This window comes from Paenibacillus sp. FW101-FHT12H11, from assembly GCF_058790355.1.
In genome coordinates this window covers 813098-839449 of sequence record NZ_JBYTCO010000003.1, presented here as the reverse complement: position 1 = coordinate 839449, position 26352 = coordinate 813098, and the positions used below count along the sequence as shown (strand labels likewise).

22 protein-coding genes are annotated in these 26352 nt (G+C 47.6%); 6 read left to right on the top strand and 16 right to left on the bottom strand.

Annotation, left to right across the window (positions count from 1 at the left end):
• Positions 1-48: 48 nt before the first annotated feature.
• The 5 genes from AC3WTJ_RS13605 to AC3WTJ_RS13585 all read right to left on the bottom strand — a co-directional run bounded on the left by AC3WTJ_RS13605 (position 49) and on the right by AC3WTJ_RS13585 (position 5871).
• Positions 49-1368, bottom strand: coding sequence for an ABC transporter substrate-binding protein (locus AC3WTJ_RS13605; RefSeq protein WP_492522208.1), 1320 nt, complete (start codon positions 1366-1368; stop codon positions 49-51).
• 113 nt (positions 1369-1481) lie between these two features.
• Complete coding sequence (locus AC3WTJ_RS13600) at positions 1482-3260, bottom strand: cache domain-containing sensor histidine kinase (protein ID WP_492522207.1); 1779 nt, start codon at positions 3258-3260, stop codon at positions 1482-1484.
• Between the two features lie 28 nt (positions 3261-3288).
• Positions 3289-3651, bottom strand: a complete 363-nt coding sequence (locus AC3WTJ_RS13595) for an S-layer homology domain-containing protein (protein WP_492522206.1) — start codon at positions 3649-3651, stop codon at positions 3289-3291.
• A gap of 224 nt (positions 3652-3875) precedes the next feature.
• Positions 3876-4862 (bottom strand): Gfo/Idh/MocA family protein, encoded by a 987-nt coding sequence (locus AC3WTJ_RS13590; RefSeq protein WP_492522205.1) that lies wholly within the window; start codon positions 4860-4862, stop codon positions 3876-3878.
• Between the two features lie 31 nt (positions 4863-4893).
• Entirely contained in the window at positions 4894-5871 is a 978-nt protein-coding gene (locus AC3WTJ_RS13585) for a Gfo/Idh/MocA family protein (RefSeq protein WP_492522204.1), read from the bottom strand.
• 128 nt (positions 5872-5999) lie between these two features.
• Between AC3WTJ_RS13585 and AC3WTJ_RS13580 the strand changes: the two genes are divergently transcribed.
• Entirely contained in the window at positions 6000-6881 is an 882-nt protein-coding gene (locus AC3WTJ_RS13580; protein ID WP_492522203.1) for a helix-turn-helix transcriptional regulator, read from the top strand.
• Positions 6882-6926: 45 nt separating this feature from the next.
• Complete coding sequence (locus AC3WTJ_RS13575; RefSeq protein ID WP_492522202.1) at positions 6927-7382, top strand: DinB family protein; 456 nt, start codon at positions 6927-6929, stop codon at positions 7380-7382.
• Between the two features lie 75 nt (positions 7383-7457).
• On the opposite strand, the gene AC3WTJ_RS13570 is transcribed toward AC3WTJ_RS13575, so the two are convergent.
• Together AC3WTJ_RS13570 and AC3WTJ_RS13565 are read right to left on the bottom strand one after the other, a co-directional pair.
• Positions 7458-8597 (bottom strand): stalk domain-containing protein, encoded by a 1140-nt coding sequence (locus tag AC3WTJ_RS13570; protein ID WP_492522201.1) that lies wholly within the window; start codon positions 8595-8597, stop codon positions 7458-7460.
• An 82-nt stretch (positions 8598-8679) separates the two neighbouring features.
• Positions 8680-8901, bottom strand: coding sequence for a hypothetical protein (locus tag AC3WTJ_RS13565; protein WP_492522200.1), 222 nt, complete (start codon positions 8899-8901; stop codon positions 8680-8682).
• A 191-nt stretch (positions 8902-9092) separates the two neighbouring features.
• On the opposite strand from AC3WTJ_RS13565, the gene AC3WTJ_RS13560 reads away from it, so the two are divergent.
• A complete protein-coding gene (locus tag AC3WTJ_RS13560) occupies positions 9093-9875 on the top strand; it encodes a GNAT family N-acetyltransferase (RefSeq protein WP_492522199.1) in 783 nt (260 codons plus the stop codon).
• Between the two features lie 71 nt (positions 9876-9946).
• Here the strand turns inward: AC3WTJ_RS13560 and AC3WTJ_RS13555 are convergent, their stop codons facing one another.
• Positions 9947-10771: a phytanoyl-CoA dioxygenase family protein gene (locus AC3WTJ_RS13555; protein WP_492522198.1), complete on the bottom strand. Its 825-nt coding sequence runs from the start codon at positions 10769-10771 to the stop codon at positions 9947-9949.
• Positions 10772-10946: 175 nt separating this feature from the next.
• Between AC3WTJ_RS13555 and AC3WTJ_RS13550 the strand changes: the two genes are divergently transcribed.
• Positions 10947-11750: an AraC family transcriptional regulator gene (locus tag AC3WTJ_RS13550; protein WP_492522197.1), complete on the top strand. Its 804-nt coding sequence runs from the start codon at positions 10947-10949 to the stop codon at positions 11748-11750.
• Here AC3WTJ_RS13550 and AC3WTJ_RS13545 read toward each other — a convergent pair.
• Positions 11747-12604, bottom strand: a complete 858-nt coding sequence (locus AC3WTJ_RS13545; RefSeq protein ID WP_492522196.1) for an AraC family transcriptional regulator — start codon at positions 12602-12604, stop codon at positions 11747-11749. The genes AC3WTJ_RS13550 and AC3WTJ_RS13545 overlap by 4 nt on opposite strands.
• Positions 12605-12772: 168 nt before the next feature.
• Between AC3WTJ_RS13545 and AC3WTJ_RS13540 the strand changes: the two genes are divergently transcribed.
• On the top strand, positions 12773-14284 hold the full coding sequence (locus tag AC3WTJ_RS13540) for a sulfatase family protein (protein ID WP_492522195.1): 1512 nt from the start codon (positions 12773-12775) through the stop codon (positions 14282-14284).
• A 381-nt stretch (positions 14285-14665) separates the two neighbouring features.
• Here the strand turns inward: AC3WTJ_RS13540 and AC3WTJ_RS13535 are convergent, their stop codons facing one another.
• Positions 14666-16345 carry a DUF4091 domain-containing protein gene (locus AC3WTJ_RS13535; protein ID WP_492522194.1) on the bottom strand — a complete coding sequence of 560 codons (1680 nt, stop codon included), beginning with the start codon at positions 16343-16345 and terminating at the stop codon, positions 14666-14668.
• A 135-nt stretch (positions 16346-16480) separates the two neighbouring features.
• Here AC3WTJ_RS13535 and AC3WTJ_RS13530 point away from each other — a divergent pair, with 135 nt between their 5' ends.
• Positions 16481-17335, top strand: coding sequence for a helix-turn-helix transcriptional regulator (locus AC3WTJ_RS13530; RefSeq protein WP_492522193.1), 855 nt, complete (start codon positions 16481-16483; stop codon positions 17333-17335).
• Between the two features lie 660 nt (positions 17336-17995).
• Here the strand turns inward: AC3WTJ_RS13530 and AC3WTJ_RS13525 are convergent.
• The 6 genes from AC3WTJ_RS13525 to AC3WTJ_RS13500 form a co-directional block, all read right to left on the bottom strand.
• Positions 17996-18868: a sugar phosphate isomerase/epimerase family protein gene (locus AC3WTJ_RS13525; RefSeq protein ID WP_492522192.1), complete on the bottom strand. Its 873-nt coding sequence runs from the start codon at positions 18866-18868 to the stop codon at positions 17996-17998.
• Between the two features lie 4 nt (positions 18869-18872).
• Positions 18873-20147 carry an alpha-L-fucosidase gene (locus AC3WTJ_RS13520; RefSeq protein WP_492522191.1) on the bottom strand — a complete coding sequence of 425 codons (1275 nt, stop codon included), beginning with the start codon at positions 20145-20147 and terminating at the stop codon, positions 18873-18875.
• 74 nt (positions 20148-20221) lie between these two features.
• Positions 20222-21916: an ABC transporter substrate-binding protein gene (locus AC3WTJ_RS13515; RefSeq protein WP_492522190.1), complete on the bottom strand. Its 1695-nt coding sequence runs from the start codon at positions 21914-21916 to the stop codon at positions 20222-20224.
• 36 nt (positions 21917-21952) lie between these two features.
• Positions 21953-22852 (bottom strand): carbohydrate ABC transporter permease, encoded by a 900-nt coding sequence (locus AC3WTJ_RS13510; protein ID WP_157318154.1) that lies wholly within the window; start codon positions 22850-22852, stop codon positions 21953-21955.
• A gap of 37 nt (positions 22853-22889) precedes the next feature.
• Positions 22890-23816, bottom strand: coding sequence for an ABC transporter permease (locus AC3WTJ_RS13505; protein WP_492522189.1), 927 nt, complete (start codon positions 23814-23816; stop codon positions 22890-22892).
• A 189-nt stretch (positions 23817-24005) separates the two neighbouring features.
• Positions 24006-26228 (bottom strand): helix-turn-helix domain-containing protein, encoded by a 2223-nt coding sequence (locus tag AC3WTJ_RS13500; protein WP_492522188.1) that lies wholly within the window; start codon positions 26226-26228, stop codon positions 24006-24008.
• Positions 26229-26352 lie beyond the last annotated feature (124 nt).

The window sequence follows — 26352 nt, the reverse complement described above, 5'->3', positions numbered from 1 at the left end:
AGAGAAGACACTATGCCAGTCGCCTAGGTAGTGCCCTCTCTTCCAAACTTATTTGTTCGATTCAACCGCTTTTTTCCACTTATTGTTTAAATCTTTTTCCACGGTTTCGATCGGTTTGCCAGCGTAAATTTCTTGTGCCGCTTTTTTGAAATCAAATTGGGCTGCGCCGCTTACTTTCGCAAAAGCCTCATCTGTCGCGTTGTAAATGAACGGTTTAAACGGATACTTTTCCGTCCACTTATTGAAAAAAGGAATTTCCGAATTCACGCCGTTGATGGTCGAGAACTGTTGGGCGTTATTGATATAACCTTGATACACCTCTTTGCTGAACATCCACTCGAAAAACGCTTTGGCTTCTGCTACATTTTTGCTGTTCTTGTTGATCCCGATATTCATATCGGACAACGTCATAGCCGTTAATGGTTCGCTCTCGGTGCTTCTGAAAGGAAGCGGGAATACGCCAACGTCATCGTCCGTTTTTACACGGTTCACATAATCGCCGTAATACCATTGACCGGCAGCAATCATTGCCGCCTTCTTCGATTCAAACAATTGCGTGGATTGATCGAAGGAAATCGAGAGCGCATCTGGTCCTGCTAATTTTTTGCTCGACATTTCTTTAATTACTTTTCCAACTTTATCAAATGTGCTGCCATCGCCAAACGGTTCAGGCGTTTTCGCCAAAGTAGCCAAGTAATTCTCATCCCCGGAGAGGATATGCGGTCCGAATTCCATGAACGGATAGAACGTCCAATCTTCCTTACCTCCAATGGCTATCGGCGTGTATTTGCCGTTAGTTTTAATTTTCTCCATCGTTGACATCAACTCAGGCAATGTTTTTGGCACTTCCAAGTTCAATTCTTTGAAGACGCTCGGATGGAAGTAAACGAATTCAGAGAAGGAAACGAGTGGTGCACCCAATATTTTTCCATCGATTTTTGCCGGGAATTTATTATTTTTGGCCCCGTTCAGATCATCGAGTGGAAGCAGCGACTGCTTATAAATTTGCATATGGGCTGGTTTTAGGTAGAACAGATCAGGTAAATCATTTGCAGCTAAGCGTACCTTTAAATATTGGCCGCCGTTGTCCGGCACTTTTTCCACTTCAACCGTAACATTCGGCTTCAATTTGGTATAATCTTTCACTTTCTCCTGCCAAAACGTAATGTCTCCCTTGGCATCCCACATCGCCAGCTTCAACTTAACCGGATCAGCCGGTTTCGCAGTTGGCGCAGCAGCCGCTTGGGTTTCTGCCGGTTTGGTTGATGCTGCAGGCTGTGTAGCCGCATCTTTGCCGCAGCCTGTTAAAGCACTCAACATCACGATTCCACTAACTAATGCCGTGCCCATTAATCTTCTTTTTCCCATCTTCGTTACCCCTCCAATGATTGATTCTATAATCACTTGTTCTACTCTTATCATACCCGTGATGTAAACGCATCCAAATGATCTTTTCGGCTATAGAGTTGATCTTTTTTGAACTACAGCGGCTCCTCATCTTTATTTTTAAAAATAAGCGGAATTTTCATCGTGACCTTCGTTCCCTCCGGTTCATTCGCTGCCAGGGTTAAGCCGTAATCCTCTCCGTGGTGCAGCTGAATGCGGTGGTGCACATTGGCAAACCCCATCCCTGAGAACGTATGAGGACTGCTTTTCGCACGGAATTGCGTTAACTGTTCCTCGGTCATTCCCTCACCGTTATCCGCAATGACGATGTACAAGCTGCCTTCATGAACATTAGCGGCTATAACGATTTTACCTTGCGATTCCTTACCGGCCATCCCGTGTACAATGCTGTTTTCCAGAACCGGTTGCAGCAGCAGCTTGAGCAAATACTTCGACTCTGTTTGCGGATCAATCTGCCATTCGACTTCGAATTTATGGCCATATCGGATTTCCATGATGTATAAATAATGCTTTAAATTTTCAATTTCATCGGAAAAGCGCGTAAGAATGCCTCCCCGGTTAAAAGAAGAAGAAACAAGCCGCATCAAGGCATTGGTCATGTTCCGAATATTATCTACCTTGCTGATAAGCGCCATCAATTTAATCGCATTCAGCGTGTTAATCAGAAAATGAGGGTTGATTTGCGACTGCAAGGCGGCAAACTCCGCTTTCCTTTTCATCTGCTCCTCTTCCTCACGCTGGCGAATCAACAGCTTAATTTGGTCCAGCATATGATTGAATGTGCGCCCAAGCGTAGCCATTTCTGCGATGCCCGATGTGCCGATTTTGGCATTCAAATCCCCCTCCATGACCAGGGACATCTTGCGTACCAGCACATGAATGGGTCTCGTAAGGCCTTTCACCAAATAAAATGAAATGAGCAAAAATACGGCAATAACCGCGAATGTAGCAAGCAGTACGATCTTATATATCCGGTTATAATTGGCCGTCAACTCGCTATACGGAATTTCATGCACGACTTTCCACCCCGTTTGCCCAACCGCTGCATATGTGACAAGCATCTCCGTCTCACTGGCTTTATCGATAAAATGGCCTTCACTAGCTGACTTTATTTGCTCAAGCCGTTCAAGACTCACACTCGTTTCATCCCAGTTGCTGCTCGCTGCAATCACTTGCCCTTCTCCGGTCACAATGACAAAAGCGGATTTATCATAGGGCTGCTGCAGAAAAATTTTATCGAACGCTTCTTCATTTAATGTAAAACACACCATCTCAACATCGCTCAACGTATGAAAAGCGCTCGGCGCGATGGCCGCAGATAGCCCTGATGGTTCAGTCTGACCAAACAACATCATACGTTGCAGACCTAGAAACTGGACGTTATCCGTTTGCTTCAACGTTCTCCGATACCACTCCATAGCGCGAACCTCCTGCTCGTCTGTGGACAGATTTTGCTGGAACGAATACACGCCGCCATCTTTGTAAAAAAAATGAATCGCCAGAAGCTGGCTTGACATTGAGTACGTATATCGACTTAGCGCACGTTCCATCGCATTAATGTACGTGTAGCGATTGCTTTCATCCGCTTGATGCAGCCCAGTTGCAATCGATAAAATATCCCGGTCGACGCCGACTGCCGCCGTCACGTACTCGATTTTGCTAATCTCTTGCTGGGCGGAATAGGTGACCGCATGCAGCGTCTGCAGGGAACGTTCTGTCGTTTGCTGCAGAAGATCACGTTTATATACTTGCAGAATCATGGTCGAAATAATCACGATGGGCAACACCACCATCACAACTAATAAAACATGGAGCGTCGCCGAAAACGTCCACGGTTTAGCAAACAACTTCATCCTGGGCACCCCGCCATGTCAACATACATTAGATGACTTTCTCACCATACATTCGGTCATTTTGAGGTAATGTCCTTTTTTCCCTTTTGAATTCGACAAAAATTCTTGTTTTTCGACATGACTTGGTGCGCAATTCATGCTCGGAGATGCCATCAATCAAACCTGCCGCATACGCCTTTTTTACCGCCAGCTCATACCAAGAGCCTGAAGCGACATCGTCGAACGGCGTTTGGCCCGCGTTGTCCTTCAGATTCAAAACCTTGGCAATCAGTGTCGCGAATTGAGCTCTTGTCACATTCGTGTCCGGTGCGAAATGATCGTCATCCATTCCCTCAACGATTTGTTTGCCGACCATCTCCATAATGTCGGGTTTCGCCCACGTCCATTTCACATTCGTTGTCCCTATTTTTTTCGCTTTAAAAGTGATCGTGCCTAGATAAATGTGCAAGCGCTTACAAATTTACTTGCAAAATCATGTTCTCAATTAAATTATAGCGATTCCCGAGAGGAAGGCTCATGATGTTTTTTGTTCGATTCATGATTATTTTTGAACCTTTGTGCAAATAAAAAACCGTTTCATCCAGTCCAAGAGACTGAATGAAACGGGCTTACATTTTACACGCCGACAGGCTGACCAAGCTTGGCAGATTCATAAGCGGCAAGCGCCACTTGCGCCGCTTTCAAGCCATCTTCACCTGTGACCGGAACCTGCTCGCCTTGGCGCAGCGCCTTGACGAAGTCACGGATCATAAACGCATCCATGTTGTCTCCCCAGAAGGTGTATTGCCCTTTACCCGCTGCATTGCTGAACAGGTCATTCTTCTGCGCAAAACCGTCCACGGTGATGACTCCCAGTGTGCCGACAATCTCCATTGTCACATCTCCCCAAGTCGGGAACGATTTCGGACGCGACCAGCTCGTATCCAGTACTGCGAATACGCCGTTCTCGAACTTGATGTGCAGCATGCCGGCATCTTCCACTTCAAGCTCTTCTCTGAAAAGCGTAGCGGCATAAGCGTACACTTCCTTCACTTCGGACTGTAGGAACCAGTTCATCAAGTCCATCACATGCACGGTGTGGTCAAGAACAGCCCCGCCTCCTGACAAACTTTTATCGATGAACCATCCGCCGGGATTCCCTCCGTGATTCGTCCCTTTAATCGCAACGATGTCACCGATTTCACCGCGCTCAACGGCTTCTTTCGCCCGCACGACTGCCGCCAAGTAGCGGCAAGGGAATGCTGTCATAAGCTGCACTCCGTTATGCTTGCAGGCCGCAATCATTTGCTCCATCTCTTCTTTTGTCGTGCCGAGCGGCTTCTCACAAAGCACGTGCTTCTTTGCATTGGCCGCATCGATCACAAGCTTGGCGTGGTGAACATTCTCCGAGCAAATGACCACGGCGTCCACATCTTGTGCGAGCAGGTCGCGGTAATCCGCATAATACGGTACTTCGTGGCGCTGGGCGAGACCTTCAACCCGGCTTGTTACTTCATCGGCAATCCCAACGATTTTAACCTCAGGCAGTTCTTGTAAGCTATTAAAATAACTGAATGCATGACCGTGCGCGAAGCTAATCATGCCAATTTTCAATAAATCCATGATAAGTTCCTCCCTGATTGTTTGGCTCTTTTTACAGCAGCACGACTTTGCCGGATTGAATCGAGTCAAGCGCAGCTTTGGCGATTCTTAATGCTTCGCATGCATCTTGAGGCGTTACAATCGGTTGGCTGCCGTCGCGGATACAACTCAGAAAATGTTCAAGCTCGATGTAATACGGATCAAAGAAGTTCGGACTTTGCGGAATTTCAACCGCTTTCCCCCCGCTCTCTGGAGGTGCTGCCTTGCGTATTTGCAAAGATTGCGCGCTCATGCTGTCCGTGCGGACAAGTCCTTCGGAACCTGCAAACTCCGCCGCATAGCGGAAGGAGCCCGGATATCCCCAGAAGGCCTCCAAATTAGCTACGGCGCCGCTTTCAAAAACTAGCGTAACCAGCGCATAATCCATCGTTCCCTCACATTTGTTCATCCCGTAAACCGATTTGACCTCGCCGAGTGTCCACCTCATGAAATCGATGTCATGTACCATCAAATCGACGATTACGCCTCCGCTTTTGTCAGCATCCAGAAACCAAGGTCTGGCTTCCCCCGGATGACTGCCCACGCGCCGGGCATTCGCAACACCAACTCTGCCGATTTGTCCGGCATCCATCTGCTGCTTCATTTGCGCATATTCAGGGAAAAACCGCACGACATGACCAATGAACAAGCGAACCCCATTTTCCTCGCAGCAGGAAATCATCTCTTGCGCATCTTGCAGATCAAGCGCAACCGGTTTCTCACAAATAACATGCTTCCCCGCTCTTGCGGCTTGAAGCACAACTTCTTTATGTACAAAGGTTGGTACTGCGACACTAACCACGTCAAACGAGACCGCCGTAAGCATTTCCTCAAATGACGCGAACGCTGCCGTCCCTACTTTATTGGCAGCTTCCACCGCAAACTCCAGCTGAACATCACATACGCCAACTAACTCTACACCGGGCATCTTCGCATAACACTTCGCATGCCACTGACCCATACCGCCACAGCCGACTACTGCTACTTTCATCTCTCACTCGCCCTTTCAATTGTTGTATACTAATTAAAGCAATCATACCGATTCGACAGCTATTCAAAAATGACAAGGTTTGTCTTGTTTATATCCAAATTTGCAGTGATGATTAGGTGGTATTACTTATGGAAACGTTCAAAGAACCCATTTATTATCAGAATGAACATTTATGCATGAAGGTTTGGCAGTTCACTAACACAAATCCGAAGAGTCGACAGCTTGCTCAGCAATGGCATTATCATAAAGAAGTAGAACTGATTATCGTGCAAGAAGGAAAGCTGGATATTCGTACGCCGGACAATCTTTATCACCTGTCTCCGGGAGAAGTCGTCCTTATCGGTTCTTCCCAGCTGCATCACAGTCATAAGCCGGAAGACGAACCTCTCGTCTACATCGTGCTCCACGTCGATCTACAGCCCTATTTTGATCCTGCGATGATGATGTATTATCGGCATTTTTCGGAAATGGTGCGGCCGCTCGAAGATCTGAACTATATGTTTCTTGAAAATGAGCGCGCCAAGCAGGAAATCGGCCGCATCATCGTAGACATTCATGCCGAAATGATGGACAAAACCAAAGGCTATGAAATTGCTATGAGCATGCACATTAAGCATTTGCTGCTAACGCTGCTGCGGCATGACCGGCGTGAGCTTCTGCAGCCTTTCGGCTTTGTGGACGCGGCCGTTATGAGGCCCATTCTCGATTATGTCGAAACCCGTCTAGGAGAAAAAATCGACATGGAAGAAGTTAGCCGGAGCGCAGGAATGAGCTATACGTACTTTTCAAAATTTTTCAAAAAATGCGTTGGCGTCTCCTTCACGGATTATGTGAACCGGCAGCGGATTCGAAAAGCCGAGCAGCTGCTCATTACCAAAACCGACATTGTCACCGATATTGCCGTTGCTGTTGGGATCGAGAATATGGCCCATTTTTATGAGCTGTTCAAACGCTATAATGGCTGCACGCCGAAGGAATATGTCAGGAAGCTGCTGCGAGTGGTACAATAGAAACCGATCGCGTTTCATTTCAAATTATCAGGAGGATGGATTAGAATGAGAGATACCTTTTTATTCGGAGCATTGGACAGATACCGTAATCGATTACTGCAATTAGTTGAAGGATGTCCTGTGGATAAAAGAAATGTCGTGCCGGCTGGGTTTAACAACAGCATTCATTGGCAAATTGGTCACGTACTTGCGGTGACGGATCGCCTCATATTCACGCTTTCCGAACAACCTTCGTTAGTGCCGGCGAACTATATCTCTTTTTTTGGCAATGGCACAAAACCTGCGGATTGGCAAGAAGAACCGCCTGCGTGGGATGTGATTATTGCGCAGCTGAAGGAACAACCTGCCCACATCCGTGAATCCTTGGGTGATAAGCTGGATGTTGCAGTCAAGGAGAATATGATGAAAGCTGCAACAATTGAACAGCTAATCAATTTCAGTATCATGCATGAAGCCAATCATTTTGGCATGATCTCCGCGATGATGAAGGTCCTGAAATAATCGAGAACAAAAAAAAACAGCCGTTCAAAGGGTACTTTGGATAGCTGTTTTTTTATTGTTGGTCCCGCTAGACTTCTATTTTTCAATCGGACCGGTGTCCACGACCTCAAAATCGCTGCCTTTGAGCTTGCTCAGCTTGCTTAAGTCATCGTCATCCCATTTCGGATCAGGCGCGCCGCTGACATAGAGATCGCTGCCGTTGTCCGCGACGATCATGCCATATTTCTTCATTGCGCGAAGGATGGCTTGATTCGTTGGCGAGTAGCCGGAAATGTCAACATCGGCCCGCAGCCGCAGCCTCAGTCCCATGGGCGGAAGATTAGGGTCCGTACTGCTCGATGCATAATGGGTGGCTGGGGCGATGAAGCCCTTTTGTGTTTTGCGGACGGTGAACCGCAGGGCATGGTTAATTTCACCGGTAGAAGCTTCATCATACCGGACGAGACCAGGGAAAACCGGCAGACCGGCTGCATCAGCGGATGTCCAGTATTTTGTCCGCAAGGCATTGGATGTCAAGTCCCACTTGGCGCCGTTCGAAGCTTGCCAACCGTCTGCAGTCGGGTGAGCATTGTATAATTCATACAGGTATTGATTGTCTTTATCAACAACGATGACATGACGGTCGCCGTCGCTGTTTGGTCCGCCCTCGATTGGCGCATTGGACGGAATCGGGTAGGGGCCCGGATCGCTCTCATCGCCATAGTCCGTGAATGTCACATTAACTTTCGGCTGATCACCGCCAACGATCGTGTAAGGAATGCCGATTGGCGCACCTTCCCACATCGTCCCGAAATCCGCATGCAGACTTGTATTGAGGCCTATTGAGGAGAGGTACTGCGCCGATTTTTGATGGACAGGGTAGCTGGAAATATCGGTATTCCATGGGTTATCCTTTGGAAATACTTGCAATGCTCCCGATCCTGACGTTGGATTCTGAGCCGGCTTGTCCCCAACATAGATAGAGCTTGTTGCATCATCCCAACTTACCGGTTTCCCAAGCGATTCAGACAAAAATCTCAGCGGTACGTACGTGGTATCTTTGTAAATAAACCCTTGTAGATCCTTCGGCGGCTGCTTGTTCTCACCATCGAAATAATACTGCAATTTCCGAAAGTAAACGTCTATGCCGACCGCATCCGTCGCCGCGTAAGTAAGCCCTGAGAAGAATAAGGCGCCACATACGAAACCGACGGTTCCCGCTTTCCATTTACCCAATGTATGGTCACTCTCCCATTTCCCTATTGATAATGTAGATTCTTTCGCCTAACATTAAATTATTCGTAATATCCTTACGCTTTTAGTTCGTTTCCACCCGAAAAATAGTCCCATCGTCTCGGTAGTAATAAGCAATTTCATCCATAATCGTGCTTAAGCGGACGGATTTATTGGTGAACTTTTCAATAATTCCGCGGTCTACTTCACAGTAAACTCCTTCAGCATCCGTCTGCAGCACAGAGACCGGTGTTTGCGATAAAGCTGCGATAAACAGATCCGCATCAGATTCCAATTTCTTATGCATGGAGACAGCCTCACCTTCGGTTAGGTCATAACGAGCAGCTTTTTACAAAATGTTACTTGAGTATATGTGGGAACTTATGATGTATTAACCTTTTATTCATAATCGCTAATATTTCGAAGGGGATGGTGCCGTTGATACGTTTTGACAAGTATGAGAGTGTGACCGCATTTCAAAAAGAGGTGAGCTCTTTCTTGGAACAAGATGAAGCCGCCAACAATTTATTGCTAGGTGTTCTGCAATCTCTGATCGACCAAGATACAACCCCTCTTTTCATGGCGGTTGTACGGAAAAATGATGACATAGGATTGGTTTTGCTTCAAACACAACCCAAACAAATTATTTTATCCAAACCCACGGCACTATCTTCTCCGGACATACAAGAACTTGGAGAACAGTTGGTGCAGACCGTTCAACCCATCCCGGGTTTAATTGGCGAAAAGAAACTAACCACCGAACTTGCCAGGTATGTTTCACAAGCACAAGGGACCCGTGCCACTATCCACATGGAACAAATCATTTACAAACTAGAAAAAATTAAAAATACCTTACAAACAAACGGAAAACTTCGGCGAGTAATAGCTAGCGACCATCCTGTTATAAAAGAGTGGGTCTATCAATTCTGCCAGGAGACGAATCAACCTCTTAGTTCTGATGACGCTTCTATCAAAGCCACCTTTCTCATTAATAAAGGAAATTTAGTGGCATGGGATGTGGATGGAGAGTTGGTTTCCATGGCTACTGCCACTCGCCCTACTAGGCACAATATTACCATCTCCTACGTATACACGCCCAGCAATCAAAGGAAAAAGGGATATGCCTCCGATTGTGTATCAGACCTTACGCAGCGGCTGCTGAATCGCGGGTATCAAACAACAAGCTTATACGCAGATCAAAGCAACCCAACATCGAATTATGTCTATAGGCAAATTGGATATGAACCGATCATGGACTCCATTGTCATCCAATTCCAATGACACCTGGCCACTGCGGAAAAAGAAGAGGCTGTCTCCTAAGTCATTTTCTGACTCTGAGACAGCCTTTTCTTTTATTTAAAATGGCCCTTCGGCTTTTTGCCGCTCCATCTCTCGTCAACCTGCTCGCTGGCCGATTGATACCTCGCATCAACACTAATGCGATACTGGTTCGTCGTATTTTCAAGGGAACAGTGCATCAAAAACATACCGAAAATCAGCACATCCCCAGCTTGAAATTCGGTAGTTGCCCATTTACCGCCAAACTTCTCCGTAATGACTAGCGGATCATCGGTATAGTGGCCGATGCCATCGCGGTCTGAATCCTTGGATCCGTATGATGCTTTCAATTTTTCGAAACGGTGAGAACCCAGGCAAATAGCCAATCCCCCCATTTCATACGAAACGTCTCCAAGCGGCGACCATACGGTGTAGACATTTTTTGTTCCTCTGCCCATATACACAATATCGTAATGCGCTCCGGTGAAATCTCCTTTGCCTACGGCGCGCAGCCATTTGTAATGGTAAGTAAGCGATTGTTCCCCAATGAATTCGTCAAAAAATCGCATGATATGCTCGCCATTTAATACATTCAGCAAAGCGGGCAAATCTTCATTCGTTCCTCCCATGAAAATGGTTTTGCTGCCGTCGGCCATCACACCCTCTTCCAACTGCGTGTCGCGATCCAGCTTGCCCATTTGTGCCATTTTCTCCAAAATACTCGTCCGAGCTGCCAACACCTTGTCTCTATCATGAAATCCACGGATCAATAAATAGCCGTCTTCTTCCATTCGCTCTCGCAACGCCTGCTTGTCATGCAAAATATCATTGGAGCTTCTAAGCTCCGTCAATTGCTCGCCATCCATCTCTAATTCGCGATTTCCTACTTTCACCATCATTGTCCATACACTCCTCTGCTTGATGTATATGATTTAAGTGTAGAGGAAATATGGAATTCCATCCATGGATTGACGGCATAAACTCATGTATAATTGTACAAATAAATGATCCAATTGCGCTATTATCCCCCACTTCAAATGTACATTAGAACATTTCGCAAGGAGACGATGTTTCATGTCCTTCATGAATATTCCCTATGGATTAGGAAGTACGCCAATCCCACTTGCATCCTTTATTTCCATCTGGAAAGTGCAAGCAAACGATTCCTACCATATAACGAAAGGAACAGGATTCGAGGTTCCCGGCCTATTTATCACCTATGAAGGGAAAGGGCTTCTTACGCAAGATGAGCAGCACTTTGAGTTGCACGCAGGCACTTATTTTTTCGTACCAGATGGGATACCTACTACGTACAGATGCCTGGGCAATGACTGGAAATTTTATTTCCTTGATTTCAGCTCGCTGGATGCCATGCACGCTCTGCAGCTTCCCGTAAACAAGGTGGTTTCTACAGGGAAAGCAGCCGATGCCATTCAACTCTGTGAACGGATCATTGATCTGTTGATTGCTGAGCCATTCGGATACGCGTATTCTACAAATATCATCTTACAGGAAGTGATGCTTCTCTTCGCTAAGGAGCATTCTGCTGCCCTTCCCGCCCGCCATACAGAGCTTAATAAAATTATGATCTACATCCACCGAAATTTGGACAAAGTCATCCGGGTTGATGAACTTATCGATCAAAGCGGCATGTCACGGACGACTTTTTTCTCTCGCTTCCGTTCATTAACAGGCCTATCTCCCACTGAATATATGTTGACTCTAAAACTCGAATCGGCCAAGATATCGCTGGAGACAACCAGCTTATCTGTCAAAGAAATCGCTGCCCATTTGCAATTTTATGATGAATTTCACTTTTCCAAGCTGTTTAAAAGGAAGTTCGGTTTGTCGCCCAGCGCTTTTCGCCGTCTAACCTAAATTATTCTTTTGGAAGTCTCTCTGTATACGCTAGGCGAACTGCCAAAGTATTTGGTAAACGAGCGGGTAAATGAATAAAGCTCCGGATATCCGAGCGATAATGCGATCTCTGTCACGGATAATGCCGTTTCTCTCAGCAAGCTTGCCCCTTTCGTGAGTCTGATCTTCTGTAAATATTGCTGCGGCGAGACGCCGTATTTCGTGCGAAAGGAGGCGAACAGATGGGAACGATGAACGCCAACTAAACGCGCAGCATCCTCAATTCGAATATGCTCTGTCGCGTGCAAATCCAGATACTCCTTCACATCATCAAGCCAGTCTGCCTTTCTTGCCCGTACTAATAGCGTGGAGGCGCTGTTCATTTTCCAAAACAAATTGTACAGTAAGCTTTGCTCTTGAAGAGCGTCTTTTTCCGGTCGACTGACCGCTTCGAGGACATTCTGCAAAGCCTCTCCGACTTCCGAGTTGATAATCTGTTGCAACCAAAATATCTCTGTAGTGAGCCCTAATTGCGCTGTAAGGTAAGGAAGCTGATTGCCTTCCATCGCCAGCCACGCCATTTTGAGCGGTTTCTCGTCTGACTCATGAATCGTTTCGTACGTATACGTTTGTTTAGGAAACAAACAGAACAAATCGCCTTTCACAAGTTCAATTGTCCGATTGTTGGTGGCAACCCTCACCTTCCCCTGTAAAATCCAATGGATGCTGGTCTGGTTAATCACTTTGGGACCTGCCATATAATTCGGCTTTGCCTCATTCCGTCCCGCCCTCACAATCCAGCAGCCTCCCGCCGTTTGTAATGGGTGTGGCAGCGAATACCAATAATCCGCATATTCCAACGCATATTCTTGCATGGCTTCTTATTCCTCCTTGGCCAAGATAATGAATCCAACAAGATGAATACCACATAATGAATACAACATAATGACAAGTGCAAAACATATTGATATTTAGTTATATCCCCATCAATCTTATACTTAAATCAATCACTCTTATCTACATATTAGAAAGGAGAAGACACTTTGAAAAGACCTAATATACTTTTGATCACAAGTGATCAACAACATTGGGACACCCTGGGTGCCTTTAATTCTGAAATCTCCACTCCCAATTTGGATCGTTTGGTGCAGGAGGGCACAACGTTTACGCGTGCGTACTGCCCGAATCCAACTTGTACGCCTACCCGCGCTTCCATCATCACCGGTATGCACCCCAGCCAGCATGGGGCTTGGACACTTGGCACCAAGCTTTTCGAGGACCGCCATACGGTCGGCGAAGATTTCCAAGAAGCCTCTTACCGTACCGCTTTAGTCGGCAAGGCACATTTCCAGCCCCTGCGAGCAACCGAAGCCTATTCCTCTCTTGAGTCTGTCCCGCTTCTGCAGGATCTTGAATTCTGGCGAACATTCGACCAAGATTTCTATGGCTTTGATCATGTAGAGCTAGCTCGCAATCATACAAATGAATTCCTTGTCGGTCAACATTATGCGCTTTGGATGGAGGAAAAAGGATGCAAGAACTGGAGAGATTATTTCCTAGCTCCAACAGGTACGATGGATCCCTCCCAACTGCATCACTGGGATCTCCCGGAGGAATACCATTACAACACTTGGATCGCTGAAAGAACGAACGCACTGCTGGAACAGTACAAAAATTCAGAGGAGAACTTCTTTTTGTGGTCCAGTTTTTTTGACCCTCATCCGGATTATCTCGTTCCGGCTCCTTGGGATACGATGTATGATCCGAATCAGTTGACGATCCCAGCCGTTACACCTGGGGAGCATGATCAGAATCCGCCGCATTTCGGATTAACGCAAGAGACAGAGCCTGATTTTTCCCATTTGCGTGAAAGCGGATTTGGTATCCACGGGTATCATTCGCATACGAAGCTGCCTGAAAGTGAGCGCAAGCAATTAGTTGCAACCTACTACGGCATGATTAGCTGTATGGATACATACATAGGCCGCATCCTGGATCGGTTGGATGAACTCGGCCTTGCCGATAACACCATCGTGGTGTTTACCACCGATCATGGACATTTCTTCGGGCAGCACGGCCTGCAGTATAAAGGCGGCTTTCATTACGAGGATCTTATCAAGCTACCGTTTATCGTTCGATATCCCGGACATGTGCCTGCGGGTCGAACATCGCCGGCCATCCAATCGCTCGTCGATTTGGCGCCTACCTTCCTATCCATGGCAGGAATTCCTGTTCCTCACCATATGACGGGAGTTGACCAAAGCCGGGTATGGACCGGCAAAGCCAGCATGGCTCGCGACCACGCTATCTGCGAATTCCGTCATGAGCCAACAACCATTCATCAGAAAACATATGTTGGCGAGCGATACAAAATCACCGTGTATTACAATCAAACCTACGGTGAAATTTTTGATCTGAAAGAAGATCCGGGTGAAATTCGAAACCTGTGGAACGATCCTGAATACGCTGCTCTCAAATCCGAGTTGCTGCTGCGGTATATTTGGGCCGAGCTGGGCAAGGAATCGATGCCGATGCCGCGCATCTGGGGCGCTTAACGATTTGGGCGACTGTGTGGAACTTTTTTAAGGGAACCACAGGACGCTATATTGGCGAAAATAGGAGGTTCGTGAATGGCGGGGGAACTACAGGCTCTTAATTCGGCTAAAAGAGCGATATTTCCCCTAGAAATGGAAAAATAGCGGACCACAGTTCCCCCTCGCTAGTTCACGTAGTGTTTTTCTGTGAAATAACGCCCTGTAGTTCCCCTATGAGGGGGACAACGTCGTAATACATGTAAAAAAATAGCTGCCAAACCGCTTGAATCAAGCGGAGGCAGCCTTTTCACTTCTTTTTCTTACCACATTCTTCTCAAGTTGTTCGTACCGAGCCGTGACCCCTTTTCGACAATTACATACTCAAGCTTACGTGGACAGCACCTACTGTTCTGCCCTCACGCCACTCGCTGCAGCTTGCCCGATCGCCGCATTAATGCGCTCCCGGCAAGCGAGCAGCCACGCCTCGTCCCTTGGATAGGACGCAAACGTAATAGGCTCGGCGGCGCCTTCCTCCATCAACGCAATCGTCTGTTCCCGGCCGATGAGTGAGCCGAGCAGTTCCAAAGCTCGCAAGTCTTGCAGCGCTTCGCGGAACACTTCCAACCGCAAGGAGACGAGCGGTGTTCCTTCTTGTCCCGGGTACACGACAAAAGGGTCGCCTGCAGGGAACGCATAATGCGCATCCGTATTCCGATACGGGTCGATCGGGAATTTGGCATATTGTGAGAACCAGAAGTTATAGCCCCAGTGCAAGAAACCTGCGATGTTATATTTATAGAGTTGCAAGCCTAAGATGCGGTTGCGCGCAGATGGCATACAGAGAAAGCGGTTAGAAACGGCTTCATATTGGGAGCAGCAATAATAGGTCCATAAGGGCTCAACTCCACGCTCCAAAAATGGTTCGATATGATTGCTTGCAGCAACCGGCGTCTGAACAAGCCCCTGCTCATAGAACGATATGTCCGAGAGTGCATCCAGAGACGGGACATCCCCCATAAACTGCCTCACACAAAGACTGGCGCTGCTGTAGGACGTCAAATGCTCGAACGTAGGCTCATCCGAGATATGATAATAGGTGCGATTCAACAAGTCATTTTCCTTGAGGAAACCGACCAGTTCCGGTAAAAATTGTGCCAGAAAGCCCTGATACGCTTCGCCTGCCGCATCCGTCTCCCAGCCGAAAATGCGCTGCGTTCTGCCATCAACGATGCCCATAATTTTTGGAGCATGCTTCGCACCCCACTGCGTGAACAGGTGCGAGAGCTCAAACACCTTCACTCCGTTACGGTTCCCCATCTCGACCCAGCGCTTCAGCCGTTCGAAACCGAACGTGTAGGATTCGCCGTTCTTCCAGACATCCACCAGTTGAACCGTTGGACGTTCCCCACCGACCTCTGTATCGAGCGGAGGTGTAAAAATCGGCGTCAGCAGCATATTGCAGCCGTACGCTGCTGCCGTCTGCACATACGATTCAACGATTTCCCAATATCGCTCGCTGAACACCTCTAACCCGTAATAGACGACCAGGCTGTCCGTGTGGAACCATTCTGTATGAAGCAGCTTTTGTTCCGGCAGTGCGGCAGGCAGCACGGTGAGCGTAAACGTTTCGCTGGATAGCGTCTCCCCTGCCGTGTCGACGAAGGCGATACTTACCGCGTGAGAACCCGGCTGCACGTCAGAGCCTACCTCCATCGTGACCCAAATCGAGCGCCACTGTTTGGGAATTGCCTTAAGCATACCCGAATCCGGCACAGGCACGAGCAAATCCGGGTATAGCCCCGGCGTATCGCGCAGCACATCTCCATCATGGTTCGGGTTGTTGGGAAATTCAGCCGGCACCAACTGCACACTGCTCAGACGGATGCCTTCTTGCAAAGTTGACGTCACCGCCAAAGAGAAAGGCAGGTGAACTTGGCTCCGATAGGCAACTTGAAAGGAGTAAATTTCGCCTTGCAAGGCAGAGGCGGCGTGATATGCTGCAGCTTGAAGCTCTTCGTCTGAAAATACTTTCACCAAAGAGGAAAGACAGCGTGTCTCGAATTGCGCTTGTAACGTTGGCATGATAGGTCTCCTTCACTTATACTATAAATAGCGCTTACATGACTCCTGTAACTTTTGACTAGTGGGTTGGCCACATGGAATTCTCATCATACAGCTTCAGTTTACCTTGCTATCTGACAGAAAGGAATGACACCCATGACACGCTTCTTGGACTATATGATTAGTCCACAGCCAATTCGCATCGTGGATCTCAAAATCGAATCGTCCAAGCTCAGCATCCCCTCTCTCACAATAAAGGGAATGGGACACTTGCCGGGGCGAACGCTGCAGCGCAGCCAGGCCGCCTTCGATAGTTGGGCATTTCTGTATATTGCCGGCGGTAGCGGCTTTTACCGCTTGAATCAGGGTCCTTTACAGCAAGTCGAGAAAGGGTGCCTATTTTTTGTCTTTCCCGGAAGTGTAGTCGATTTCGGCCCGGAGGAGGGTGGACATTGGGACGAATATTATGTGCGTTTTGAAGGCAGCCGCATTCAGGAATGGCTTGGCAGTTGGCTCGTACAGATCGACATCGTGAAGCACGTCGGGTTTGAAGAAGCTTGGATTGCGCAGCTCGAAGCCATGTTCCTGCTTCTTGAGAGTGGATCTCCTACGCAGATCGATCAAGCCGCTCTTCAGCTTGAGGCGCTGCTGTTCAATTGGATGGCCAGATCCAAACTCCCGCAGGGCCACGCGGCCACTTCCAAAGCAGTGGATGTGCTGCAGGATATCGCGACGAGCTTGTATACCCCGCTTAACGCGGAGCAGTTAGCCCATCGACATCATATGGCCGTGTCCACGCTGCGCCGATTGGTCAGCCAGCATACTGGCTACCCCTTGCACGATTACATTCACCGCTTGAAAATGGAGGAGACGAAACGGCTCCTGCTCAGCACCGACCTGCCAATTAAGGAAATCGCCGACGCCCTCGGCTATCCCGACGAAAGCTACTTCTCCCGTTTGTTTAAAAAATATGGCGGCCTCGCGCCCAAACATTACCGCAAGCGGAGTTAATACGAAGAGATGCCAGCCGTAAGGAATAGCGGAGACTGATACGTTGGTTTTCAGCACTGGCGAGACTGTCAGTCTTGATGTGTTAGTATCTTGATGGGGCTGACGGGGCTGACCGAGTTGGTCTGGGTCGCGTAACGAGCTGTCCGGCTGTGCGGAATACTATTTAAGGGAACCACTGGACGCTATTTTGGTAAAAATAGGAGGTTCGTGAGTAGTAGGGGAACTACAGGATCTTATTTCAGCTAAAAGAGCGCCATTTCTTCAAAAAAAGCAAAATAGCGAACACCAGTTCCCTCCACCTACTCATATGCCGTTTTTCCGTGAAATAGCGACCTGTAGTTCCCATATGAGGGGAGCAGCACCGGTTAGCTCCAGCAGAAAAGTTGGTTTTTAACGGTAACGTAGGCGGAATGCGCTGTAGAAGTTAGCGTCGTAAAACAAGCTTAATGATTCGGGGGCGACGTTCGGGCGGCGGCGGGTTCGGGCGGCGGCGGGTTCGGGGTTCGGGGTTCGGGGTTCGGGGTTCGGGGTTCGGGGTTCGGGGTTCGGGGGTTCGGGCGTTCCGGCGGGCCTGGTTCCGCGCTCGACGTTCGACGTTCGCAGTAATAAAAACAGCTGCCAAACCGCTTGAATCAAGCGGAGGCAGCCTTATACTACATGCTAATTTTCATTCCACAGTCTTCTCAAATTGTTCATTCCGAGCTGTGACCCCAACTCGCAATCCTCCATGCCTTCGAATTCCACCGTTACATAGCCGTCGTAACCCGAGCTTTTGATCAGCTTAACGACCTCACGGATCTCGATATCTCCCTGGCCGACGATCGCGCCTCTTAAATAATTACCGTTCGACGTCCGGAACCAATTGCCTTCTCCCGGGTCCTGGAAGTAAGGTCTGAAGTAAAAATCCTTAAAGTGTATTAAGGACGCATATGGCAAATTCTTGCGCACGCCGACCAACGGCGCTTCATCTACACACATAAAATTGCCTACATCCAATGTTGTTTTGAAATTGGGGCGGTTGACTTCGAGCAGCACACGCTGTACGCGATCGCTTGCTTGCACGGAAAAGCCGTGATTTTCAATCGTCGTCGTAATGCCATATTCGGCCGCATAGTCAGCGATGATTTGGCTGCCCCGAACAATAAGCGGTAAGCTGTCTTCAAAGTATTTTATTGTCATTTTCTCAGGAGGCAAAGTGAAAGCGGTAACATCATGGCGCATATGCCGAATGCCTAAGCGATGCACAAGATCAACATGCTGCTTGACGCGATCCATTTCCGCTTCGAATTCCGCCTCCGATTCCTGTACGAAATTGGCGGGAATGGAATAGTTGGATAGGTCGATGCCGACCTCTTTCGCCTTATTTCTAAGCTGATCCGCGAGTTCCAGATTATCGACCAGCGTGTAACCGTAAGGAACAAGCTCCAAATGTTCGCCGCCATTAGCCTTCACCCAATCAACTGCATCCAAAATAGTCATTTTCCCTGATTTCAACGCTTGCAGCAAACTATACGAACTTAATCCGATTTTCATCTGCTTACCTCCCGTTTTCATTTCCATTGCCCACATGATGAAAACTTAGTCCTAAAAGATTGGCTTCTTGATCACTTTCCGTGATTTCAACCATAATTCCACGGACTTTGATGGCGGGGACACGAATGATCGCTTTGTGGCCGATATGTTGTCCCTCATAAATCGTGACAGGTCGTCTCGACTTTTGCGTGATGATACTAATCTTAAAACTTCTTACATGTTCGCCTTCTGTCAAATCCTCTTCCAAGACAACAAGATCAAGCACTTGTGCTTGCTCCGTCTCGTAAACCCACGTATGGCGGTCCCTTCTATCGCATTGCGCCAGCGTTGCAAATGGACTCCCTACATGTCTGCGAATTTCCGCACCGAAATCAAGCAGCCTTTCCACGTCCTTCTCAGGAAGCAAACCGTTTCGATCCGGCCCGATATTGAGAAGCAAGTTTGCGCCTCTGCCAACCGAATGCAAATAAATGCCCATGAGTTCTTCCACACTTTTCAGGGTATGTTCATCGCTGTCGCTATAAAACCAGTTCCCCCGCATCTGAACATCGCATTCCGCAGGCAACCACAAACGATCGCCTAACTGCTCCTTTTTCTCCGTCAAAATGGAAAACTCTGTTGCATCTACGACATTCCAGCAGGGCATCGGGGCAATACCGTCCTCGTTGCCTACCCAGCGAAAATCGGGATCCCCCATATTAAAAATTAAAATCTGTGGCTGCAAACGCCGAATTTCACCAATGATGCGATTCCAATCATACGAATGCCCTTCAGAGCCGCAACCGTCAAACCACAGGATGTCAATGTCACCATACGTACTAAGCAGTTCGGTGATTTGGTTGACGAAATAATCATCATAAGCTTTCGCATCCTGGGTGTAAAAATCGGCAGAGCCGTCAAACGGCGAATAGTACAGCCCCGGTTTCACATCATATTTGCGGCATGCCTCAACAAATTCGCGAATGACATCCCCTTTCCCTTCCTTCCACGGAGAAGCGGCCACACTAAATTGGCTAAACCGCGAAGGCCAGTTGGAAAATCCATCATGATGTTTCGCAGTTAGAACGGCGTAATTCATTCCCGCCTCTTTAGCCGTTCGAATCCACTGCTCGCAATCCAGTTGAACGGGGTTAAATGCACCCGGATCCATCCGCCTTTCATCGAAATCAACGTAACCTTCATAAAACGTGCGCAGCCCAAAATGAAGAAACAAGCCAAATTCCCAGTTCTGATAAGCTAATTGTCTGGCTGTGGGGGTTAACTTCTGAACAAGATTCATCTCATCCGACCTTTCTCATTCCTTTGGTATAATTCTGTTTTTTTTCTAAATGCAGGTTCAAGCTCTCTCGGATGTTACTTTTTGGCAACAGCTTTCTGATAAATTTCAATATATTTACCAAGCTGCAAGCCGTCAAAGCCTTTTACATAACTATCCCATTCCTTATCGATGTCTTTACTGCCCGTAATAAACTGCGCCATGTTCGACTTGATGTAATCACGAATCGTTGTTTTCAGCTGTGCCGCAACTTCGGCATCTTCCAATGCGATGAACACACTGGGTGGATACATCACTTTCGATTGGAAAGGTTCATATTTCGCTGATTCACGTTTCAAACGCACTTCATACGCCCCTTCTGCAAGCGGATCTTGCAGGGCAGCCCATGAATCGCGATATTGGAACGTACGGAGCGACGGCCCAATTTGTTCCCACCCATCATTATGCGTAGGTTTGTTGTCGACCTTAGGAATAACTGCATATTTCGCCTGCTTGCCGTTCATATCCAGCTCGCCGTCCTTCGCCTTTCGCCATCCAACGTTTTCAGTACCGCGCTCTTCCAAAACAATCGCTTCTTCGGTGTACAAATAGTCGGCCAATCGAATCGCAGCAATTTGCTGCTCTTTGGTCGCTTTATTCGTAATCGCCATTTGCGAACTGCCTATACCTGCAAAATAGCCGGCCTGCTGCACACCGTTAGGTCCTTTGAGCGGAGGAACGGTAACATAATCCTTGTGGCGCAGGTGCTTCTCATCCGGCGAGTGCGCGTAACTGATCAGCGCCGTCGTTATACCGCCCATCACATTTGCGTCTTGTCGGTTACCCAACTGCTGAATCGCATCGGAGTTTTGTGTAAAAGATGCTGGATCAATCAAGCCTTCCTTGTACAACTTGTTCAGGTACAACAGACCTTGCTTCCATTCGGGCTTATTGGCAGTTAAATCCACCTTGCCATCCTTTAACTGCAGGAAAGTGCCGCTGTCTTTATCGATCTGATCGTCAATAATGAAGGCGTTCATCAGGAAAGACGCGATGTTGCCTGCCCACATGTCATCCGAACCGGTCAGCGGGATTTCATCTTTTTTCCCATTGCCGTTCGGATCTTTTTCCTTAAATGCCTTCAATACTTCATAAAATTCGTCTGTTGTCGCCGGCATTTTCAATCCGAGCTTATCCAGCCAGGCCTGGTTAATCCAAAGCTTTTGAGCATAGTTGCAGTGATAGCACTCGTTCACTTGCGGAAGGGCATAAATATTGCCGTCCGGCGACGTGATGGAGCTTTTCAAGTAGGGCAGGTCAGCCATTGCTTTCTTGAAGTTAGGCGCATAGGTATCAATCAAATCGTTCAACGGAATAAATACGCCTTGTTTGCCGTACTTCATCTGCTCATCTTTCGTTAAAGCTCCTTGCAAAATCACTTCAGGGTAATCGCCGCTTGCGAGCATTAGCTGTTTGCGGTCATTTAACGCTTTGTCAGGCACAAGGTCCCATTTAATTTGAATGTTCGTCTTGTCCTGCAGATATTTGGTAAAAGAGTTCGTCTCCATGTTTTCGATGCTGGCCAGCTGCGGAGCGAACATTTTAATCGTCATGGGCTTCTTCACAATTGGAAATTGCCCAATAGGGGTGAAATCTTCACTTGCGGTTGGCGCGCTGCCTGTAGTGGCGTCTCCAGCAGGTGTGCCGGATTCTGTGCTGCAAGCGCTCAAGACGAGGGAGAAACATAGTGCAACTCCCACTAAACCTGCGTATGATTGATGCCATTTTTTCATCGTAACAACTCCTCCCAATTTGACAATCCTATTCCTTCAACCTTTTAATGAACCAATCATGACGCCTTTAACAAAATGCTTTTGTACAAACGGATAAATAATGAGAACCGGCGCGCTTGCCACAACGATTAGCGAGTACTTAAGCAGGTCCTTCAGCCCTTGCTGGGCCAGCATCTGATCAACTTTGGACACCATAGTCGGATCAATCGTATTGAGAATAAGAATGTTGCGCAGAACGATTTGCAGCGGGAACAAGTTCGGTGATTTCAGGAAAATCAAGGCATCGAAGTAGGCGTTCCAATGGCCAACCGCATACATCAATGTCAGCACAGCCAGAATCGGCTTGGAGAGTGGCAGTACGATACTCGTTATGAATCGGATATCGCTGCATCCGTCCAGTTCCGCCGCTTCGGCAATTTCATCAGGGATCGATGTTTGAAAAAAGGTGCGGGCTATAATAACTTGAAACACCGCCATGGCGCCAGGCAAGATCATCGCCCACCGGGTATCGAGCAGATGCAGATTTTTGACAACGAGATAGAACGGGATAAGTCCTCCCTCGAACATCATCGTAATCACAAGCAGCACCATGATGACATTGCGGCCATAGAATGTTTTTCTGGCGATGGGATAGGCCAGCATGACGGTTAATGCGACGTTGACGACCGTGCCAACCACGGCATAAATGAACGAATTCATGTAACCGGTTACGATTTGCGGATTGCGGAACACCGCTTTGTAGCCCTCCAGCGTTACATCGACAGGAAGCAGCCACACTTTGCCAGAGACAACGGCTTGCGGTGAGCTAAATGATGAACTGACGATGAAAATGAGCGGAAACAAGACGACAATTAACACCGCGATCAGAAAGATATAAATGCTGAGCAGAAACAATCGGTCGCCTTGCGATTCGCGAATGCTTGACGTTTTGATCATGGAAAATCCTCCTTACTACGAACTAAGGGGCCGACGGTTACCACAGGCTTGAACTGGACAACTTTTTGGCGATGTAATTGACCCCAATAAGAAGAATCAAATTGACAACCGAGTTGAAGAAACCAATCGCCGCCGAGAAGCTGAAGCTGGAACTAAGCAGTCCCACTTTGTACACATAGGTCGAAATGACTTCCGATGTGCTGACGTTGAGCGGATTTTGCATTAAATATATTTTTTCGAAGCCAAGCTTCATGATGTTGCCTAAATTGAGGATTAGCAGGATGACGGAAACCGGAATCAGACTCGGAATGTCGATGTTTATGATTTTCTGTATCCGGGAGGCGCCATCTACTTTGGCCGATTCATAAAGCTCAGGGTTCACACTTGACAAAGCCGCAATGTAAATGATGGCTCCATAACCTGTATGCTGCCAAACATCCGACCAAACATAGATCGATTTGAACAAACTCGGAATTCCCATGAGATTGGTATTTTCCACACCGAGCGTATGCAGGAACTTGCTGATAATACCGACGTTTGGCGACAAGGTGACAATGAGGATCGAAACCATGATAACCGTCGATATAAAGTAAGGCGCGTAGGTAATCATTTGCACGCTGCTTTTGAAGAAACCGTTACGAATCTCATTCAAAGCGAGCGCCAATAGGATCGGAGCTGGAAAGCCCACAAGCAAACCGTACATACTGATGCCCAGCGTGTTTTTCAAATATAACCAGAAATTCGGCGATTCAAAAAACTGTTCGAAGTATTTCAGACCCACCCACGGGCTGCCCCAAATACCTTTGATGACGTTGTAGTCTTTGAAAGCAATGACGACGCCAGCCATAGGAATGTACTTGAAAATGACCAAATACAGCAGCGGTAAAAAGACAACCAGATATAACTGCCAGTGACGCTTCATCTTTTTCATGGACATTCCTAATTCCTTCTGCATGCTTAACATAGGCTCCTTCTCCTTTCGTCTGGATGGAATGCGCTTTCACACCTTCATCGTAAAGGCGATTGCAGCCAGCTGCAAGAAACAAGAATCGTGCCCTTAACCGTTTTCGCATTGCCTGAAAAAACGCGCAGCCCCGGAGGTTCTCCGGAGCTGCTGCAGCCAAGCAAACTATTTTCTACCGTTTAACGAAATTCACCCGGTCTCTTTGCGCACCGCATCCTCGCGGTATTCGCTAGGCGAACAGCCTATCACTTTCTTAAACACACGGCTGAAAGAGATTGCGCTTGTATAACCGATCTGCTCCGCAATTTCTTGCATCGGAGCATCGGATTGCGCAAGCAATCGCTGTGCTGCCTGGATGCGGATATCAATCAGGAAGTCGACGAACTTCTGTCCCGTCTCTTCTTTAAACAGCTTGCTCACATATTTGCTGCTAATGTTGAAGGTTAAACTGAGGTAATCCAACGACATATTCGGATTGGCATATTCTTCTTCGATGAACTTCCGCATGTCGCGAATCGTTGCTGCATGCAGACGCCTGTCCTGCGCTTCCAGTAGACCGTCGTATAAGCTGTCCAATACGTTCAGGGATTCTTCCCGCATTTGTTCAAGGGAATGGCAGTCATCCATAACTTTACTAAGCCTCGGCAGGCCGTCCACCATCCACATTTCTTGAGACTCTTTCGTCATCCCCGCCATTTCCCGGCCCAAATAATAAATTAAATAGTTCATCAGATTCGTAATTTCATCTTTGGTTAATAGCCCAATCTTCATTTCGCCAAATAACTCGTCATATTTCGTCTTCCACTCATCTTCAAGAAGTCTGAACGACTGAATCATAGATCGAATGGCATTGAGATGTGAAAATACTTCGGCCTGTCCGTGATTGGCGATATGTTCGCTGGTAATCAACCTGTTTTCGCCAAGCGCAATTTTATATTTAAGCGCCCTTAACGCTTCTTTATACGAATTCGCAACACTCGCAAGCTGCATAACCTGCTCACCAATACCCACCGTTACCGTAAATTTCAAGTTCTCCTGAGCCCACTCACGCACATGATCAAAAAGCTGAAGGATCGAGGAAACGCCGGCTTCCTCCTCGTTCCCCATAAACACCATAACGCTAAGCTGAGAAGCGGACGTCCACTCGGCCCAAAGCACGAGCTCATATTTCGGTGCAAGCTCCTGAATAACGCTGCGCAGCGCAAATTTGAGAAGGTTTTGATCCTTGCGTGAGTACTGACAGCAGAAATCGCTGTATTTATCCATTTCGATCACCAGCACCACTTGGCGGTTGGAAACGTAGGGAAGCTGCAGGCTGTTTATTTCTTCCACCCATTCCTCATGCGTTAAACCCGTGTCGCCTTCAATAAGCTGATGAAACAAGTATCTCGCCCGGAGATGCCTGTCTTCTTCATGTTTTTGTTGATATTGATTGGACTGTTCAATGATATTGGACAAAGCAGATTCGATGAACGAGAATTCATCTCCCCCTTCCTTGGACAATGGGAGACGGTAACCGCGAATACGCGCCACAATTTGTTCCAACGGTTTCGAATTGCGCCTGGTCACATAGAGCAACCACACAAATCCAACCACAATCATCGCAATTCCGATAATAAACCAAACGTTATAGAGGGAGGAAATCACATGAAACACCTTGCCGTTCACAAGCCCGCTTTGATAGGACCATCCCGTATAACTGGATACATAATTTGAGAAAATCCTTGTTTGTTCATTTGAGCGGGAATCACGAAACAACTCGTTGCCCAAGGCGTCGCGAAGGCCAATATAACTTGTTTTGGGATCATACAAGTCGGCAATGCTGGTCCGCAACGAATCCGTCGCTACATTGACGACGATCATTCCCTTCTCGCCTGTGATGAATGGCGCCCCCCGCACCAGACTGACTACAGGCTTGCTGCCTTTGACAGAAAACTGCTCGAAGTCTCTTACGCCTGACCATTTTTTGCTGCCTAGCGGGTCCTTGGCGCTCTGAATAAACGGCTCATCCTTATAGTTACTTAGCTGATCGCTTGTCGCATTGCTGAGCACAAAATTATCTTCAAACCGCACCAAATAGATCGAATCAATCATGGGGTACGAGGCGATCATCTCGCGCATTTTTTTTACCGCGCTAATATTGGTGAACACATTACTTTTGGATTCATTATTGAAAAAATCGCTCAATTCTTTGTTGTTAATCGTTTCCATCATCACCATGTTGTCAATCGCCTTCAGTGATGTGTCGATTAAGCGCATCGCCTGCAAGGACAACATTTTATTGGCATTCAGCGCCTCTTTGCGGCTTTGTTCACTCAGCACCTGAAAAAACACGAAAAACGTAAACGTGACCACGATAATAAAAATCGGCATATAAGATAACAGCAGCCGATTAAATAGCGTTTTCCTCATGTTCAGCCTCCATTGTTCAAACGGAATGTCGACGGTGAGCAAAGCGGAGTTCAGTTCGTTTGGATGCCTCTGCCTTTTTTGCGTCTATCTACCAGTGTACACGCTTACAACCGGAATCGTCCAC